This is a genomic window from Pseudokineococcus sp. 5B2Z-1, assembly GCF_037482305.1.
Lineage (GTDB): Bacteria > Actinomycetota > Actinomycetes > Actinomycetales > Quadrisphaeraceae > Pseudokineococcus.
The window spans coordinates 223,629-240,290 of record NZ_JBBHZG010000004.1 but is presented as its reverse complement, the minus strand read 5'-3'; the positions used below and the strand labels follow the sequence as shown (position 1 = coordinate 240,290).

Genomic DNA, 16,662 nt, shown 5'->3' with positions numbered 1-16,662 from the left:
GAACAGGTCCTCCGGACGCCGCTCGACGGCTGAGTACGGTGCCGCGGTGACGCCGCCCGGCCCGCCCGCCGCCGGTGCGCCCACCCGGACCGCGGACCGCCTCCCGCTCGGCACCCTCCTGCTGCTCGCGGCCGTGGTCTTCGCCGCCGTCACCACGGAGGTGCTGCCGGTCGGGCTCCTGCCCCAGCTGGCCCGCGACTTCGGCGTCGACGAGGCGGCGATCGGCACCTGGGTGTCGGCCTACGCCGTCGTCGTGGCGGTCGGGGCCCTGCCCGTGACGGCGCTCGTCGCGCGCTGGCCGCAGCGGCGGGTGCTCGTCGGGCTCGCGCTGCTCTACGCCGTCGGCACGCTCGCCGTCGCCCTCACCGACGACCACCGGTGGGCGCTGGCCGCCCGGCTGCTCTGCGGGCTGGCGCACGCCGCCGTCTTCTCCGTCGTCGTCGCCGTCGCGGTCGCCGTGACGCCGCCCCGGCGGGTCGGCCGGGCCGTCGCACTCGTCAACAGCGGCGTCGCGCTCGCCCTCACGCTCGGGGTCCCGCTGGGGACGGCCGTCGGGACGGCCCTCGGGTGGCGGTGGGCCTTCACCGGCGTGGCCCTCGTCCTGGCCGGGCTCGCCGTCGCTGCAGCGCTCGTCCTCCCGGCGGACGCCCCGCAGCCCCGCGCCTCAGGGGCGCCGCCCGCCCGCCCCTCGGTCCTGGGGGAGCTGCGCCGGCCGGCCCTGCTGCTCGTCGCCGGGGTGACGGTCGTGCTCATGGTCGGCCACTACGGGACCTACACCTACGTCACGCCGCTGGTGCTGCAGGCCGGCGTCCCGACGGCGCTCGTGAGCCTCGTGCTGCTCGGGTACGGCGCGGCCGGCGTCGTCGGGCTCGTCGCCGCCGGCGCCACCGGGGACCGCCACCCGGTCGCCGCCCTGCGCCTGGCCGTCGGCCTGCTCGCCGGCTGCCTGCTGTCCCTCGCGCCCGCGTCGGGCTCCCCCGTCGCGACGGCGCTCGTCGTCGTCGCCTGGGGAGCCGCCTTCGGCGCGCTGCCCTCGCTCCTGCAGCTCTCGGCGCTGCGGGCGACCGCCGTCCCCGACGCCGCCCCCGCCGTCGTCAACGCGACCTTCAACGCGGGCATCGCCGTCGGCGCCTGGACGGGCGGGCTGCTGCTGGCCCGGGACGAGGCGTTGCTGACGACGACGAGCGCCGCCCTGGCCGTCGGCGCGCTCGCGCTGACCCTCGCCCTCGGCCGCGGGCGCCGGACGCGGCCCGCCTCGCCGACCGGCCGGAGGGCTGCGAGCCTCGAGCCGTGAGCGACGACGTGCGCAGCACCACCGACGCCCTCGCGGCGATCACCGAGCACTGGGCGCCGCACCGGCTCGCGACCGTCAACGACCACGACGTCAAGGTCGTGAAGCTCCAGGGCGAGTTCGTCTGGCACACCCACCCCGACACCGACGAGCTCTTCCTCGTGCTCGACGGCCGGCTGACGATCGAGCTGCGCGACCGCGACGTCGTCCTCGGGCCGCAGGACGTCTTCGTCGTCCCGCGCGGCGTCGAGCACCGCCCGCGCGCCGAGGAGGAGGTGCACGCCGTGCTCCTCGAGCGGGCCGGGACGGTCAACACCGGGGACGCCGGCGGCCCGCTGACGTCCCCGCTGCGCGAGCTGCCCTGACAGACAGACCGCGGAGGGCCCGTGACGACCGGCGCCTGCTGACGACCTGCTCGTCGGAGGTGACCGTGCACGGTCACGAGCGCCGAGCAGGTCCGGCCCGCGTCAGCTGCCCGAGCGCCGCTCCTCGCGCCGCAGCACGTCGACGACGTCGATGCTCGTCGACGCGATCGGGATGCCGGCGGCGTCCAGGCCTGCGAGGACGTCGCGGGCCATGGCGTCCTTGACCGCCCGGACGCCGCGGTGCGGCACGAGGAAGCGCACCGACATCTCGAGCCAGCCGTCCGTCATCCGCCAGAAGACGGCGGGGTCGAGGGACGCGTCGGCCATCGCGTAGTGCGCGCGCATGCGGGCCAGCGCCGCCTGCGCGCCCGGGTCGTCGACGACGGCGTGCGCCCGCGCCGCGGCGAGCAGCACCTCCTCGGCGCGGTGCCGGTCGGCGTCGTACGGCACGGGCAGTGCGATCTCCTCCCACAGGTAGGGGAAGTCGCGGGTGTAGTTGGCGACGGGCTCGGAGAAGATCACGCCGTTGCCGACCGTCACGAGCCGGCCCGTGTACTGCCGGGCGTGCACCCACGAGGCGCTGTCGGACGACGCGACCGAGGGCGGGCGGCCCATCTCCATGATCGTCGTGCGCAGGAAGCCGAGGCGGACGACGTCGCCGCGCACGCCGCCCATCTCGATGCGGTCGCCGACGCCGAAGGTGTCGCCGCGGAGGATGACGACGTACGCCGCCAGGGACAGGACCACCTGCTGGAGGGCGAAGGCCAGACCGGCCGTGACGAGACCGATGCCCGTCGAGACGTCGGTCTCCGGGGTGATCCAGATCGACAGGACGCCCAGCACGAGGACGACGGCCGCGACCACCTGCAGGCCCTGGCGCGCCCAGAAGCGGCGCTGGTCGGCGACGTCGCCACCCAGCGCGCGGCGGACGACGACGAGCGCGCCCGCCCGCAGCAGCAGGACCGCGGCGAGCAGGAGCCCCGTGAAGAGAAGCTTGACCGCCGTCGTCGCGCTGACCCCGATGAGCGTCACGCCGAGGACCTGGACGGCGCCGGACTCGGTGCCGACGACGTCGGGGACGGTCGCGAGCAGGCTCACCGGACGCTCCCGCGCGGGCGCCGACGGGGGTGGTCCACGGGCCGAGCGTACGGCGGGCCGGCTCGGCCCCGGCGGCCGCCGATCTGCGAGGGGGGCCTCGACACACCGTCGATCGTATGGTCGGGTAGCGCGTCGGCGGGGAACAAGCATCCCGAAAGGGATGAAACGACGCTGCCCACCCGCAGCACCCCGCCGCAGGACGACCCGTCCACGACCCCTTCTCCGGAGGACCCCCGTGCGCCGTAGCACCCTCGCGGTCGTCGGCGGGGCGGCAGCAGCCGCCCTGCTCGCGACCACCGTCTCGTCCACCGCCGTCGCGGCGCCCGCCTCGGGCGCCCCCGCCGCCGCGCCCGCCCCGCAGGGCGCCGAGCGCGTCGACGACCGGCCCGACCCCGTCGTCGCCGAGCAGCGCGCCCTGCAGCAGGAGGCCGTCTCGATGGTCCTCTCCGGCGAGGCGACGCCGCAGCAGCGCGGCGGCGGGACGTCCGTGCGCGTCGCCCCGGGCCAGTGGGTGCAGTACGGCGTGCAGGACACCGACCAGCTGCTCACCTTCCTCGTCGAGTTCGGCGACCAGGCCGACCCGCGCTTCCCCGACGCCCCGGCGTCCGGGCCGAAGGCCGGGGAGATCCCCGAGCCGGACCGCAGCGTCGACAACTCGACGTACTGGGAGCCGGACCTCGGCCGCGACCACTTCATGGACATGTTCTTCGACGCGCGCGGCGACGGCGGCGACTCGTTCACGGGCGTCTACGAGGAGCTCTCCAGCGGCCGCTACACGGTCGAGGGCGACGTCAGCGACTGGGTCACGGTGCCCTACAGCTCGGCGAGCTACGGCATGACCGAGAGCCAGACGGACATGACGCGCTTCATCCAGGACAGCGCGGACGCCTGGTACGCCGACCAGCTCGCCACGGGGAAGACCCCGGCGGAGGTCGACGAGTACCTCGCGACGTTCGACCAGTGGGACCGCTACGACTACGACGGCGACGGCGTCTTCGACGAGCCCGACGGCTACATCGACCACTTCCAGGCGGTCCGCGCGGGCGAGGACGAGTCCGCCGGCGCCCCGAAGTGGATGATCTGGGCGCACCGCTGGTCGGTCGGCCAGCGCGGTTACGGCACCGACGGCCCCGAGTTCAACAAGTTCGGCGGCGTCCAGGTCGGCGAGTCGAGCTTCTGGATCCGCGACTACACGACGGAGCCGGAGAACGGCGGCCTCGGCGTCTTCGCGCACGAGTACGCCCACGACCTCGGTCTGCCCGACCTCTACGACACCAGCGGCGGCGAGAACGGCACCGGCTTCTGGACCCTCATGAGCTCCGGCTCGTGGATGGGCGACGGCGCCGAGGCCATCGGCACCGTCCCGAACCACATGGGCGCCTGGGAGAAGCTGCAGCTCGGGTGGCTCGACTACGAGGTGGCCCGTGCCGGTGAGAGGTCCACGCACCAGCTCGGCGTCGCGGAGCACGCGACGAAGAAGGCGCAGGCGCTCGTCGTCGACCTCGGCCCCGACGCCGCCGGCAACGCCCGCTACTACCTCGCGGAGAACCGCCAGTACGTCGGCTACGACCGCACGCTGGCGACCGGCCCGTACAACTTCGGCTGGCCCCTCTCCTCCCCCGACCGCGTCGAGCACTTCCCGTACCAGGACGGCCTGTCCGTGACGTACTGGAACACCGCCTTCACGAACAACCAGACGCTGCGCCACCCGGGTGAGGGCCTGGCCCTGCCCGTCGACGCCCGGCCCGCCGCCCTGCGGTGGTCCGACGGCACGGTGGCCCGCAACCGGATCCAGACCTTCGACGCCACCTTCGGCACCGAGGCCACGGACCCGATCAGCCTCCACCGCGAGACCGCGGCGGGCATGACGACGCTCGACGTCCCCTCGCGGCCGGCGGTCGCCGTCTTCGACGACTCGGACCCGATGGCGTACTACGACCCGGCCGCCCCGCAGAACAGCGTCAAGGTCGCCGGCACGGGCACGCAGATCCGCGTCGTCCAGTCCAACCGCAACGGGATGATGACCGTCCAGGTCCGCTGACCCGCCGCCCCGCGACGGCGAGCACCACTCAGCAGGACGACGAGGGCCCCCGCCCCGACCGCACCGGTCGGGGCGGGGGCCCTCCGCGCGTCCTGCGGGCCGCCGGCCCGTCAGCTCGCGCGCGCCGCCGTCGTCTCCCCGCCGAGGAAGTCGAGCAGCGCGCGGTTGAACTCCCGCGGGTGCGAGGCGTTGATGCCGTGCGGGCCGCCCTCGACCACGACGAGCTGCGCCCCCTCGACCATCTCGGCGGTGCGCTGGCCGCTCACCTCGAACGGCACGACGGCGTCGCTGTCGCCGTGGACGACGAGCAGCGGCAGGTCGAGGGCGCGGACGTCGTCGCGGAAGTCGGTGCGGCCGAAGGCGGCGACGCACGCGTGCGTGGCCCGCGGCGAGGCCGCCTGCGCCAGCGTCCAGGCGAAGCGGCGCTGCGCGTCGCTGACGACGACCTCGTCGCCCGCCGTGAAGAAGCTCTCGACGAACGTCTCGAGGAAGGCCGGGCGGTCGGTGGCGACCCCCTCCTCGAACTGCGCGATGGTCGCCTCGTCGAGCCCGCCGTCGGGGTTGTCGTCCGTCTGGAGGAGGTAGGGCGGCACGGCGGCCGCGAGCACCGCGCGCGAGACGCGCTCCGTGCCGTACCGGGCGAGGTAGCGCACGACCTCGCCGCCGCCCATGGAGAAGCCGACGAGGGCGGCGTCGCGCAGGTCGAGGTGCTCGAGCAGCGCGTGGAGGTCGGCGGCGAGGGTGTCGTAGTCGTACCCGTGCCACGGGCGGGAGGAGTCGCCGAAGCCCCGGCGGTCGTAGGTGACGACGCGGTGGCCCGCGCCGACGAGCGCGGGCACCTGCGCCTCCCACGAGCGACCCGACAGCGGCCAGCCGTGCACGAGCACCACCGGCCGGCCGGTGCCCTGGTCCTCGTAGCAGATCTCGACGTCGGTGCGGTCGTCGCGGGCGACGAGCAGCTTCGGCATGGCGGGTCCTTTCCGTGCGCGCGGGTCGGGTGCCCCGACCCCAGCACCGCACGGCTGGGGTCGCACGCCCAGCGGTCGCCACCTCGGGCGACGACGCGGGCAGCGGCGTCTGGGACCCTCCTCCCGTGCCCGCCGACGTCCTGCGCATCACCACCCGCAACGCGCGCTTCCAGCAGTGGGAGGCGCTGCGCGGCAACCGCTCGAAGCGCCACCGCGCCGGGGAGATGCTCGTCCAGGGCGTGCGCCCCATCACCGTGGCGGTCGAGCGGGACTGGCCGCTCGCCGCCGTCCTCGCGCCGCTGGACCGGCGGCTGTCCCCCTGGGCGCAGGACGTGTGGGACCGCGCCGACCCCGGCGCCGTCCGGGCGCGCATGGCGCCGGAGCTGCTCGCCGTCCTCGCGGAGAAGGACGCCGAGGAGGGCGAGGACGGCGTCGAGCTCGTGCTCGTGGCGCGGACGGCGCCCGACGACCTCGACCGCATCCCCGTGGGCCCCGACGCGCTCGTCCTCGTGCTCGACCGGCCGGCGAGCCCCGGCAACCTCGGCTCGGCCGTGCGCTCGGCGGACGCGCTCGGGGCGGACGGCGTCGTCGTCTGCGGGCGGGCCGCGGACCCCACGGACTCCCGCGCGCTGCGGGCCTCGACGGGCTCGGCGCTGGCGCTGCCCGTCGTCGCGGTGCCCGCCCCCGCGGACGTGCTGGCGTGGGTGGCGCGCCACCGCGAGCGCGGCGTCCCGCTGCGCGTCGTCGGCACCGACGAGGCCGCTCCCGACGACGACCGCGGCGCCGACCTCGACGCGCTCGACCTCACCGGCCCCGTCGTCCTCGTCGTCGGCACCGAGGCCACGGGCATGAGCGCCGCGTGGCGGCGGGCCTGCGACCACGTCGCGGCCATCCCCATCGGCGGCGCGGCGTCCTCGCTCAACGCCGCCGCGTCCGCGGGCGTCGCGCTCTACGAGGTGGCGCGCCAGCGCGGGTTCCCGCGGCGGCGCTGAGGCCTCGGGGCGGCGCTCCGACGCCGCCGGGCGCCCGGCGCCGACTGACCCGTCCGAGGACAGGGCTGACGGACGGCCTCCCTCGGGGCGAGGATGCGCCGTGGCTCGAGCAGACGGCGACGCAGCGCCGGCCCCGCGGCGCCTCGCGCTGCCCCTCACCGCCGGCGCGACGGCGTGGGCCTGCGTCGGCTACGTCTACGCCCTGCCGGTGGCCGTGGACGGCGACGGCGCGGTGCGCCCCTGGGCGCAGGTGCTGGTCTGGGTCGTCGCGACGGCGGGCGCCGCGCTCGCGGTCGTCTGCGCGTACCGGCTCGCGCGGCGCCTCGAGGCCCACCTGCTGCGTCCCGGACCCGTCCCTGCCGCGGCGCCGGCGCCCACAAGGGTGCGCCGGGAGTGGCTGCGGTCCCCCGCTGCCGTCCTCGTCGTCGCCGGCGCCTCCCTCGGCGCCGTCAGTGAGGTGGTGTGGCTCGTCAGCAGCGTCGGCGTCGCGCCCTGGGTCTTCGGCCTGACCCAGCTCGCCGGGCTCGCGGCCCCGGTGGCCCTGGCGACGGGCGCCTACCTGGCCCTGCGCCGGCTCGAGGACCTCCTGGCCGGCCACCAGCGGGCGCAGCCGCCCCGGCGCAGGGCCGCCGAGGCGTCGGGTCTGACGACGCCGCACATCCGGACGACGGGCGCGGGCGAGGCGGGGTGAGGCGCCGCGACCGGCCGTCGCGGGGCGGTGCCGCACAGCCGTGACGGCGGGACGGCGGCGGCGACGCCCGCCCCTCGTCGTCGACGTCGTCCCCTGGCACGTCGACCGCACGCCCGTCGAGCTCGTCCTCGGTGGGTGGGCCCTCACGGCGCTCGGCCTCGCCGTCGCCCTGGCGTCCGCGAGCAGCGTCGACGTCGAGCCCCCCAGCGCCGGGCCCCGCGTTCCGGAGGACCCGCGGGAGCAGCTGCACCTCGGTGGCGCCCTGACCGTCCACGGGTCCGCGCCGTGGCTGCCACGGCCCGCGCTCGGGCCGCAGACCCTCCGCGTGGACGGCCGCTCGGCGTCCCTCGCCCCGCTCGACGACCCGACCGGTCGCGCGCTCCCCCTCGCGGAGCTCGTCGTGACCTCGGCGACGTGCCACGACCGCTACAGGCGACGCCGCCGCGCGAGCGCGCGCTGGTCCCTCGACGTCGTCGGCCCCGGCGCGACGGCGACCGTCACCGGGCCGTGGCTGGCGCTGGCGTGGCTCGGCCACCTCGCGGACTGGCCCGAGCCGGAGGCGCCGTGACCGGTCGGGCACCTCCCGCACCCGGCGAGATGGAGCCTGTGGTCACCGGGAGGCCCTGATCGTGACCACAGCCTCCATCTCGACGACCGCGACATCGAGGTTGCCGTCGGACGAGAGGTCCGTGGTGGCTGCAGCCTCGACGTCGCCGCCGGCTGACGCCCCGTCGACGTCTCAGCCGCGCAGGGCCTCGACGATCCTCCGGCGGGCCCGCGCGCCGCTGCGGGTCGGCAGGAGCGGGAAGACGTGCAGCCCGCCCTCGTGCTCGAGGAGGGTGACGTCGACGCCCGCCGCGCGGGCCCTCTCCGCCAGCAGGTGGGCGTCGGGGTTGAGGATGTCGCGGGTCCCCGTGAGCAGGAGCATCGGCCCGAGCCCGGCCAGGTCGCCCTCCAGCGGGCTGACGCGCGGGTCGCGCAGCCGCAGGTCGCCCGCCCAGGCCTGGGCCAGCCAGCGCACGCCCTCCACGGCGAGCCAGGGGTCGGACGGCGCGACGTCGGGGATCCGCGGGTTCGCGACGGTGAGGTCGAGCGCCGGGGACACGAGCACCGTCCGCAGGTCGCGGACCCCCCGGTCGCGCAGGTGCAGGGCCGTCGACAGGGCGATCTGGCCGCCCGCGGAGTCGCCGGCCAGGACGACCCCGTCCCCCGCGGCGGACAGGCGCTCGACCAGCCCCGCGGCGAGGTCGACGGCCTCCCGCGCGCTGCCGTGGGGCAGCAGCCGGTAGATCGGGACGGTGACGGCCGCGCGCGCCTCGACGGCCAGCTGGGCGACGAGCGACCAGTGCCACCGGCTGATCTCGTGCACCCAGCCGCCGCCGTGCGCGTAGAGCACCCGCACGCGGGGCGGCCCGTCCGCGGGCGCCACGGTGTGGACGGGGACGCCGCCGGCGCGCGACGCCGTGACCGTGACGCCGCGAGGCAGCCGCCGCGGCGGCCCGTAGGCGTGCGGCCGCACGTCGAGGGCGCGCACCTCCGCCCGCGCCGCCTCGGCGCTCGCGTAGGGCGCCGCGGCGCGGAGGACGCGCAGGGCGGCGGGCACCAGCGACTCGGGCACCACGGGCTCGGGCAGGTGCACGGACGGCTCCGGGGGTCGGCGGGACGGGCGACGACGCGGCGCGCGGCGACGGCGGACCGCCCTGCCCGGGACCTGCCCCTCGGCCGGCCGGTGGCGGCTCCGGGCTCCTCCGGGCGCGGGCCGCATCCTCCCCCGGGGGCGCCGGCACCGGCACCCCGCAGCCCCGACCCGGGCGACCGGGACGCCCAGCGCCCGTCCGGGGCGCGGACGGGCGACGACCACCGGCGTGCGGCAGCGTGGCCCCCTCCGGGCGGCACCTCGCCGCCCGCGCGAGGGGGTCCCGTGCTCGTCGAGCTGTTCTCGCTGCCCGCGCAGGTCGCGGCGGTGGTCTTCGCCGTCGACCTCGTCATCCGCGTGGTCGCGCTCCTCACCGTGCCCCGGGGCCGCCTGCCGAGCTCCGGGCTGGCGTGGCTGATGGCCATCCTCTTCCTGCCGGTGGTGGGCGGTCTCGTCTACCTCGTCATCGGGCGCGCGAAGCTCCCCGCCGAGCGCCGCGAGCACCAGAGGCGGGCGAGCGAGCGCTTCGCCCGGGGGGCGTCGGAGTCCGAGGACCTCGTGGTCCGCGACCCCGGGCCGCCGTGGCTCAGCAGCCTCACGCGCCTCATGGCGACGCTGGGCGCGTCCCCGGTGCTGCGCGGGGGCCGGGTCGACGTCGTCCTCGGCATCGAGGACCAGGTGCGGGCGCTCACCGAGGCGGTCGACGGCGCCCGGGAGACCCTCCACGTGCAGTTCTACACGCTAGCCCTCGACGAGACGACGAGGCCGGTGGTCGACGCGGTGGTGCGGGCCCACCGGCGCGGAGTGCGCGTGCTCGTCCTCGCCGACCACCTCGGGAGCGTCCCCTACCCCGGGTGGAAGGAGGCCCGGCGCGCGCTCGACGAGGCCGGCGTCGAGTGGCGCTACAGCCTGCCCGTCCAGCCGCTGCACGGCCGGTACCAGCGGCCCGACCTGCGCAACCACCGCAAGTCCGTCGTCGTGGACCACGAGGTGGCGCTCGTCGGGTCCTTGAACCTCATCGACCCGGGCTACGAGAAGCGCTCGAACCAGCGGAAGGGCCTGCGGTGGCAGGACGCCCTCGTGCGCCTCGAGGGTCCGGCGGTCGCCGCGGTCGAGGCCGTCTTCGCCGCCGACTGGCGCAGCGAGGCGGGCGAGCCGCCGCCGCTCGCCGACCGGCCGCCCGCTCCCGCGGGTGACGACCTCGTCCAGGTCGTGCCGAGCGGCCCCGGGCTGGACCGCCAGAGCGCCCTGCGGATGACGACGGCGCTCGTCAGCGGCGCCCAGCGGCGCGTGGGCATCACGACGCCGTACTTCGTGCCCGACGAGTCGCTCCTGCACGCCGTGACGTCGGCGGCCTTGAGCGGGGTCGAGGTCGAGCTCTTCACCGGCGAGATCGCCGACAAGGCCCTCGTCACGCGCGCCCAGCGCTCGTACTACGACGCGCTGCTCTCCGCGGGGGTGAAGATCTGGCTCTACCCGGCCCCGACGGTGCTGCACGCCAAGCACATCACCGTGGACGACGACGTCGTCATGCTCGGCTCGGCCAACATGGACATCCGGTCCTTCGAGCTGGACCTCGAGATCTCCCTGGTCGTCCGGGGCGAGGGCCCGGCGGCGGCCGTCCGGGCGTCCGAGGGGGGCCGTCGCGAGGTGAGCCACCTGCTGACCCAGGAGGAGTGGGCGGCCCGGCCCCGGCGTCGGCGCGTCCTGGAGGACCTCGCCCGGCTCACCTCGGCGCTGCAGTAGGCGCCGCGGCCCGTCCTGGAGCGCCGGAGACGCGCGCACCCGGTCGGGTGGGCCTCCGGCGCGCGGGAAGCGCCGGGGGCGACGAGGGTGTTGCCGCTCGTGCACGTCACCGCGACCGGCGCCGGAGCAGCCCGGCGCCCGCCCCCCTCGGAGGTCCCATGCCCACGCGCACCGCTCGCACCGCCTGGAACGGCGGCCTGCAGGACGGCTCCGGCCAGGTCGAGCTCTCCAGCTCGAAGGTCGGCACCTACGACGTCTCGTTCCCGAAGCGCGCGGCGGACGACGCCGGCGGCACGACGAGCCCCGAGGAGCTCATCGCCGCGGCCCACTCGGCCTGCTACGCGATGCAGCTGTCCGCCTTCGTCGCCGAGGCCGGCGGCACCCCGCAGAGCCTCGAGGTCACGGCCGACGTCTCGCTCGGCCCGGACGAGACCGCGGGCGGCTTCCGCCTCACGGGCATCGTCCTGCGCGTCCGCGGCGAGGTCGACGGCCTCGACGCCGACGGCTTCGCCACGGCCGCCGAGAAGGCCAAGCAGGGCTGCCCGGTCAGCAAGGCGCTCACCGGCGTCGAGATCTCCCTGGACGCCGCGCTCGAGTCCTGAGCGCCCCGTCCCGGGGACTGCCGGTGGCGCTAGCCGATGACGAAGACGACTGCCGCGAGCGCGAAGGCGACGAGGCCGAGCAGCGTCTCGAGCACCGTCCACGTCTTCAGCGTCGTCTTGACGTCCATCTCGAGGAAGCGGCCCACGAGCCAGAACCCCGAGTCGTTGACGTGGCTGAGGACGACCGAGCCGGCCGCGAGGGCGATGACGACGCCGACGAGCTGCACGGCGCTGTAGTCGCCGGCGGCGACGGCCGGCTGCACCAGGGCCGCGGCCGTCGTCAGCGCCACGGTGGCCGAGCCCTGGGCGACGCGCAGCAGCGTCGCGATGACGAAGGCCGCCACGACGACGGGCAGGCCGACGTCGGCGAGGGTGTCCGAGAGCGCGTCGCCGATGCCCGAGGTGCGCAGGACGCCGCCGAACATCCCGCCGGCGCCGGTGATGAGGATGATCGCGCAGACGGGGCCGAGGGCCGAGTTGAGGAGGCTCTCGACGTCCTCCTTCGCGCGACCGCGGCGGGTGCCGAGGACGAGGCTCGCGAGCAGGACGGTGAGCAGCAGCGCCACGGGCGTCGAGCCGAAGACGCGCAGCACCGCGACCCACGTGGCGTCGCTGTCGACGACGCCCGAGGTGGCCAGGGTGTTGAGGCCCGTCTCGAGGAAGATGAGCACGAGCGGCAGCAGCAGGAGCCCGACCACGGTGCCGGGCGACGGGGGGTTCGCCTCCGCCTCGTCGCTCGCCTCACCGAGGATGCTCGGCACCGGCAGGACGAAGCGCTTGCCGACCCACAGGCCGAAGACGTAGCTCGACAGGAACCACGTCGGGATGGCGACGACGAGGCCGATGAGCAGCACGAGGCCGACGTTGGCCCCGATGAGCGCGGTGGCGGCCACGGGCCCGGGGTGCGGCGGCACGAGGACGTGCATGGCCGAGAAGGCGCCGGCCGCCGGGAGCGCGTAGCGCAGCACGCCGCCGCCGAGGCGGCGCGCCACCGTGAAGACGATGGGCAGCAGCACGACGAGGCCGGCGTCGAAGAAGATCGGGAAGCCGAAGACGAGCGAGGTGATGCCGAGCGCCAGCGGTGCGCGCTGCTCGCCGAAGCGGCCGATGAGGCTGTCGGCCAGCGACTGGGCGCCGCCGCTCACCTCGACGAGGCGCCCGAGCATCGCCCCGAGCCCGACGAGGAGCGCCACGCTCGCGAGCGTGGAGCCGAAGGCCGCCGTCAAGGACGAGATGAGGAACTGCGGCGGGATGCCGGTGGCGAACGCCGTCGCCAGGCTGACGAGGATCAGCGCCAGGAAGGCGTGGACCCGGAACACGATGATGAGGACGAGCAGGACGGCGATCGCCGCCGCCGCGATGGCGAGCAGCGGACCTGCCGTCAACGTCTGCGTCCAGTCGTCGATGGTCTCCACGGGCGTCCCCCTCCAGAGCCGGACGGGCGCCGCCCGCGCCGGCGTCGGCGCTGCCGGTGCGGTCGCACCGGCGGGCGCCACCCCACCACACCCGGACGCCCCGCGGCCCGCCGGCGCACGGGGCGCGAGCGGGCCGCGGGGCGGGAGGAGCGGTGCGCTAGTGGACGCGCGGCTCGCTGCCGCGCGCGTCACGGGCGACGTCGAGGCGCACCCGGGCGAGCACGTCGGGCCGCCCGAGGACGGCGCCGAGGTCGGCGAGCGCCGCCTCCGAGCCCTCGACCACCCGCTCGAGGTCGGCGGTGGGCTCGACGACGGCCGTCAGCTCGACGACGAGCTTCCCGCGGTCGCGGACGAGCTTGCCGCGGGCCGCCCGCACCCCCGGCACGTCCTCGAGGGCGCCCGAGGCCGCGGACGCCGCCGCCGACCCGTCGAGGAGCAGCTCGCCGGAGGAGCCGGAGCCCTCGAGCCTGACCGGGCCCACGCCGCGGTGCGTGCGGTGCGCGAGGAGCCACCACAGGGCGAGGAGCCCCAGGACGACGCCCGCGCCGAGGGCGGCGCCCGACCACCACGACGCCTCGAAGGCGTCGGTCGCCGTCTGGAGCGTCAGCTCCTGGGGGGCGCGCGGCCACAGCGAGGAGAGCCAGCCGCCCCACCAGAGCACCATGCCGACGCCGAGGACGAGGAGCAGGAGCCCCGCGACGAAGGCGGCGAGGCGGTCGACGCCGAGGACGCTGCGCTTGATCACCGGTCACCCCCCTCGACCCGGACCCGGACGGACGGCTGGCGCTCGACCGCCCGCAGCCGGCTCGCGACCGCCTGCTGGACGGCGCCGGGCGTCGACGCCTCACCCGTCGTCTGCACGCGGACGACGACCTTGCGGCGGTCGGCCGACGAGCGGGCGCCGAGGACGCCGTCGACGTCGCGGGCCGCGCTGGAGGCCAGGCGCGCGAGGTCGCGCGGCTCCACCGACACCGCGGTGCGGGAGCGGAGGCGGACCTCCGAGCGCGTGCGGCGCCCGAGGGCCACGCGGAGCGCGAGCCACAGCCCCAGGAGGGCGAGGACGACGCCGACCGGCACCATCCACGTGGCGGGAGCCGTGCCGCGGACGCCCTCGACGAGCACCTGGGGCCAGGCCGGCCCGCCGATGACGCCGAGCGCCACGAGCGCGTGCTGCACCAGGGCGACCGCGAGGGCGAGCAGGCACAGGGCGAGCAGGACGCCGACGACCGGCACCGCCCCCGAGCCGGTCCGCTCGGGCGCGGCGCGCATGGGCTCGCGCCCGCCGCCGGCTCCGCCCTGCTGCTGGGAAGACTGCTGACGGGGCTGCTGGGGGCGCGTCTGCTGCGTCGTGCCGCTCATCGGACCCTCGCCTCCTGCTGCTGCCGGGGACGCCGACGGACGACGTCGCGGACGGTGACGGTGACGGCGTCGACGCGCACGCCCGCGAGCTCGCCGAGCCGGCGCGCCACGGCGTCGCGGACGCCACCGGCGACCTGGGCGGCCGGGCGCGGCCACAGCGTGGCCACGTCGACCTGGACCCGGACGCGCGAGCCGGCCTGGTCGACCTCCACCGCGGGGTAGCCGGAGCTGAAGAGCCGACCGAGGGGGCCGGACCCGCCGTCGTCGGGCGCGACGCCGTCGACCTCGCGCGCGGCCACGACGGCGATCCGCTGGAGCACCCGGTCGGCGATGACGAGGCCGCCGCGGTCCGCGGCCCCGTCGTCGGTCCGGCCCTCGGCCCCGCCGGGGGCGCCCGTCGTGGCGCCCCATCCTCCGGCGTCCCGCGCGGCGCCGGCCTCAGCCACGACCGCGGCCGCGCACCAGCGCGCCCAGGTCGAGGCGGCCGTCGACGGCGGCGCCGACGACCCAGCCGACGGCGCCGAGCACGACGGCGAGGAGGAAGTAGCCGAAGCCGCCGAGGGCGGCGACGAGGGCGAGCAGCAGGCCGACGAGCAGGCCGGTCACGGCGGGGGACATGGCATCTCCGGGAGGGGAGGGACCCGGCGGGAGGCCGGTCCGGGTGGGGATCGATCAGCAGTGCGGGCGGGGGCGCGGGCGGCGCGGGCGCCGGTCAGCCGCCCGAGCCCGCGGGGAGGGCGGGCTGCGCCGCCGCCTCGGCCGGGTCGGCGACGTCGCCGACGACGACGTGGGCGGGCCGGTCGGCCAGGCCCGTCGAGGGCGGGAGGTCGGCGAGCGCGGCGATGACGGCGGCCGAGGTGTGGGCGACGGGCCGGTCGAGCGCCGCGACGACGTGCACCTCCACCTCGTCCTCGGTGATGCGCACGCCGGCCACCCGGCGGCCCGGCAGGTAGGTGCCGACCTCGCCGAAGGGCCCGGGGTGCAGGGCGACGACCCCGGGCGCCGCCAGGACGGCGTCGCGCACGACCTCGGCGAGGTCGGGCTCGGGGCCGGGGGCGGCGCCCGGGGCGGTGCTCACTGGACCCGCGAGGGGGCGGGCTCGGCGTCGTCGTCGGCGTCGTCCTCCTGGGGGAGGTGGACGTCGTTGACGTCGATGTTGACCTCGGTCACCTTCAGCCCCGTCATGCGCTCGACCGAGCCGATGACGTTGCGGCGCACGCCGGCGGCGAGGTCGGCGATGGCGACGCCGTACTCGGCGATGAGGTCGATGTCGACGGCGGCCTCGCGCTCGCCGACCTCGACGGCCACGCCCTGGCTGTGGTTCGTGCGGCCGCCCGGGATGCGCTCCCGGATGCTGCCGATGGCGCGGGCCGCGCCACCGCCGAGCGCGTGCACCCCCGTGACCTCCTTGGCGGCCAGGCCGGCGATCTTCGCGACGACGCCGTCGGCGATCGACGTGCGGCCCTGGCTCGTGACGAGGGCGCTGGGCGACGCCGCGCCCTGCGCGGAGGTGGTGGCGCTCGTCGACGACGTGCTGCGCTCGGGCGACTTCTCGCTCATGTCGGGCTCCTGCTCCCCGCGGCGACCGCGGACGTGTTTACACCGTATGGACCCTGCGCCGACGACGCTAGACCGGCCCTCAGGGGCGCGCGAGCCGAGCCCGCTCCCCGATGCGCTCGAGGAGGTCCTCGAGCCCGTGCGCGAACTCCTCGTCGAGGTCCTCGACGGCCAGGCGGGGCGCGAGCCGCTGCAGCTCGGGGTAGGCCGACAGGTCGACGTCGGGCGGCGGCGGGCCCGTCGGCTCCGCCGGCACCGGGTCCACGCCCCGCGCCGACACCTCGAGGAGCAGGTGGCCGACGAGGAAGGACGCGAAGGCCCGGTAGGCGTAGATGGCGCCGTCCTCGGAGAAGCCGCGGGACTGCAGGCCCGTGAGGAAGCCCTCGACCCAGCGCAGGCTCCGCAGCGGCGGGCGGATCCACGGCGCCGCGGGCGGTCGCGTGGCGATGAGCGGGAAGAGCTGCGGGTGCTGGCGGGCGACCCGCCGGACGCCGTCGGCGACGCGACGCAGGAAGTCCGCCCAGTCGTCGCCCTCCTGGAGCAGGACGGCCGGGTCGGCGTAGAGCTGGTCCATGACCCGGTCCACGAGGCCGTCGAGGAGGGCTTCCCGGCTGCGCACGTACCGGTAGACCGCCATCGCCTCGACGCGCAGCGACGCGCCGAGCCGGCGCATGGAGAGCTGGGCGAGGCCGCCGCGGTCGACCAGCTCGAGCGCGGCGTCGAGGACGGCGGCGCGCGAGAGCCCGGGGCGGCGCCGGGTGGCCCCCGCGCGCTCCGCCGTCGGCTCGCCGTCGACCACCGCTCCTCCTCCGGGTGCTGCTGCTGGTGCTGACGGCCCCTGAGGACCTCGGCCCGCGCGCCGTCGCCCGACCGCGCCGGGGTGGCTGCGTGCTCCGGGCGC

General features: G+C 76.8%; 19 protein-coding genes. 8 read left to right on the top strand and 11 right to left on the bottom strand.

All coding sequences use genetic code 11. The annotated features are described in order from the left end of the window. Positions 1-46 precede the first annotated feature (46 nt). Both WDV85_RS11895 and WDV85_RS11890 read left to right on the top strand, forming a co-directional pair. The gene (locus tag WDV85_RS11895; protein ID WP_339570814.1) at positions 47-1,294 is read left to right on the top strand and encodes an MFS transporter; all 1,248 of its coding nucleotides are present in this window, start codon (positions 47-49) and stop codon (positions 1,292-1,294) included. Then, a complete protein-coding gene (locus tag WDV85_RS11890) occupies positions 1,291-1,656 on the top strand; it encodes a cupin domain-containing protein (RefSeq protein ID WP_339570813.1) in 366 nt (121 codons plus the stop codon). Before WDV85_RS11895 ends, WDV85_RS11890 begins: the two co-directional genes overlap by 4 nt. A gap of 102 nt (positions 1,657-1,758) precedes the next feature. On the opposite strand, the gene WDV85_RS11885 is transcribed toward WDV85_RS11890, so the two are convergent. Next, complete coding sequence (locus tag WDV85_RS11885; RefSeq protein ID WP_339570812.1) at positions 1,759-2,754, bottom strand: mechanosensitive ion channel family protein; 996 nt, start codon at positions 2,752-2,754, stop codon at positions 1,759-1,761. Between the two features lie 235 nt (positions 2,755-2,989). On the opposite strand from WDV85_RS11885, the gene WDV85_RS11880 reads away from it, so the two are divergent. After that, entirely contained in the window at positions 2,990-4,795 is a 1,806-nt protein-coding gene (locus tag WDV85_RS11880) for an immune inhibitor A domain-containing protein (RefSeq protein WP_339570811.1), read from the top strand. A 110-nt stretch (positions 4,796-4,905) separates the two neighbouring features. On the opposite strand, the gene WDV85_RS11875 is transcribed toward WDV85_RS11880, so the two are convergent. After that, positions 4,906-5,763, bottom strand: coding sequence for an alpha/beta fold hydrolase (locus WDV85_RS11875; protein ID WP_339570810.1), 858 nt, complete (start codon positions 5,761-5,763; stop codon positions 4,906-4,908). A gap of 125 nt (positions 5,764-5,888) precedes the next feature. Here WDV85_RS11875 and WDV85_RS11870 point away from each other — a divergent pair, with 125 nt between their 5' ends. From WDV85_RS11870 to WDV85_RS11860, 3 genes are all read left to right on the top strand, one after another. Further along, positions 5,889-6,755, top strand: a complete 867-nt coding sequence (locus WDV85_RS11870; protein ID WP_339570809.1) for a TrmH family RNA methyltransferase — start codon at positions 5,889-5,891, stop codon at positions 6,753-6,755. Positions 6,756-6,855: 100 nt separating this feature from the next. Beyond that, positions 6,856-7,446, top strand: coding sequence for a hypothetical protein (locus WDV85_RS11865; RefSeq protein ID WP_339570808.1), 591 nt, complete (start codon positions 6,856-6,858; stop codon positions 7,444-7,446). Positions 7,447-7,486: 40 nt separating this feature from the next. Beyond that, positions 7,487-8,014 carry a hypothetical protein gene (locus tag WDV85_RS11860; protein ID WP_339570807.1) on the top strand — a complete coding sequence of 176 codons (528 nt, stop codon included), beginning with the start codon at positions 7,487-7,489 and terminating at the stop codon, positions 8,012-8,014. A 171-nt stretch (positions 8,015-8,185) separates the two neighbouring features. Here the strand turns inward: WDV85_RS11860 and WDV85_RS11855 are convergent, their stop codons facing one another. Beyond that, positions 8,186-9,085 (bottom strand): alpha/beta hydrolase, encoded by a 900-nt coding sequence (locus WDV85_RS11855; RefSeq protein ID WP_339570806.1) that lies wholly within the window; start codon positions 9,083-9,085, stop codon positions 8,186-8,188. 282 nt (positions 9,086-9,367) lie between these two features. Here WDV85_RS11855 and WDV85_RS11850 point away from each other — a divergent pair, with 282 nt between their 5' ends. Further along, entirely contained in the window at positions 9,368-10,828 is a 1,461-nt protein-coding gene (locus WDV85_RS11850) for a phospholipase D-like domain-containing protein (protein ID WP_339570805.1), read from the top strand. Between the two features lie 158 nt (positions 10,829-10,986). Further along, positions 10,987-11,430, top strand: a complete 444-nt coding sequence (locus WDV85_RS11845) for an OsmC family protein (protein ID WP_339570804.1) — start codon at positions 10,987-10,989, stop codon at positions 11,428-11,430. A gap of 29 nt (positions 11,431-11,459) precedes the next feature. Here WDV85_RS11845 and WDV85_RS11840 read toward each other — a convergent pair whose 3' ends face one another. The 8 genes from WDV85_RS11840 to WDV85_RS11805 form a co-directional block, all read right to left on the bottom strand. Next, positions 11,460-12,845 (bottom strand): GntP family permease, encoded by a 1,386-nt coding sequence (locus WDV85_RS11840; RefSeq protein WP_339570803.1) that lies wholly within the window; start codon positions 12,843-12,845, stop codon positions 11,460-11,462. 157 nt (positions 12,846-13,002) lie between these two features. Further along, positions 13,003-13,590 (bottom strand): hypothetical protein, encoded by a 588-nt coding sequence (locus WDV85_RS11835; protein ID WP_339570802.1) that lies wholly within the window; start codon positions 13,588-13,590, stop codon positions 13,003-13,005. Beyond that, entirely contained in the window at positions 13,587-14,204 is a 618-nt protein-coding gene (locus WDV85_RS11830) for a DUF6286 domain-containing protein (RefSeq protein ID WP_339570801.1), read from the bottom strand. Before WDV85_RS11830 ends, WDV85_RS11835 begins: the two co-directional genes overlap by 4 nt. After that, a complete protein-coding gene (locus WDV85_RS11825) occupies positions 14,201-14,650 on the bottom strand; it encodes an Asp23/Gls24 family envelope stress response protein (protein WP_339570800.1) in 450 nt (149 codons plus the stop codon). Before WDV85_RS11825 ends, WDV85_RS11830 begins: the two co-directional genes overlap by 4 nt. Continuing rightward, entirely contained in the window at positions 14,643-14,822 is a 180-nt protein-coding gene (locus WDV85_RS11820; RefSeq protein WP_339570799.1) for a DUF2273 domain-containing protein, read from the bottom strand. Before WDV85_RS11820 ends, WDV85_RS11825 begins: the two co-directional genes overlap by 8 nt. Before the next feature lie 94 nt (positions 14,823-14,916). Further along, a complete protein-coding gene (locus WDV85_RS11815; protein ID WP_339570798.1) occupies positions 14,917-15,282 on the bottom strand; it encodes a hypothetical protein in 366 nt (121 codons plus the stop codon). Further along, positions 15,279-15,764 carry an Asp23/Gls24 family envelope stress response protein gene (locus tag WDV85_RS11810; protein ID WP_339570797.1) on the bottom strand — a complete coding sequence of 162 codons (486 nt, stop codon included), beginning with the start codon at positions 15,762-15,764 and terminating at the stop codon, positions 15,279-15,281. The genes WDV85_RS11815 and WDV85_RS11810 overlap by 4 nt, the downstream gene beginning before the upstream one ends. 79 nt (positions 15,765-15,843) lie before the next feature. Next, the gene (locus tag WDV85_RS11805; protein WP_339570796.1) at positions 15,844-16,560 is read right to left on the bottom strand and encodes a TetR/AcrR family transcriptional regulator; all 717 of its coding nucleotides are present in this window, start codon (positions 16,558-16,560) and stop codon (positions 15,844-15,846) included. Between the last annotated feature and the right edge of the window lie 102 nt (positions 16,561-16,662).

Coding starts and splice junctions, on each gene's coding strand:
- WDV85_RS11875 (WP_339570810.1), bottom strand. CDS start 5,763: ATGCCGAAGCTGCTCGTCGCCCGCGACGACCGCACCGACGTCGAGATC.
- WDV85_RS11845 (WP_339570804.1), top strand. CDS start 10,987: ATGCCCACGCGCACCGCTCGCACCGCCTGGAACGGCGGCCTGCAGGAC.
- WDV85_RS11830 (WP_339570801.1), bottom strand. CDS start 14,204: ATGAGCGGCACGACGCAGCAGACGCGCCCCCAGCAGCCCCGTCAGCAG.
- WDV85_RS11820 (WP_339570799.1), bottom strand. CDS start 14,822: ATGTCCCCCGCCGTGACCGGCCTGCTCGTCGGCCTGCTGCTCGCCCTC.
- WDV85_RS11810 (WP_339570797.1), bottom strand. CDS start 15,764: ATGAGCGAGAAGTCGCCCGAGCGCAGCACGTCGTCGACGAGCGCCACC.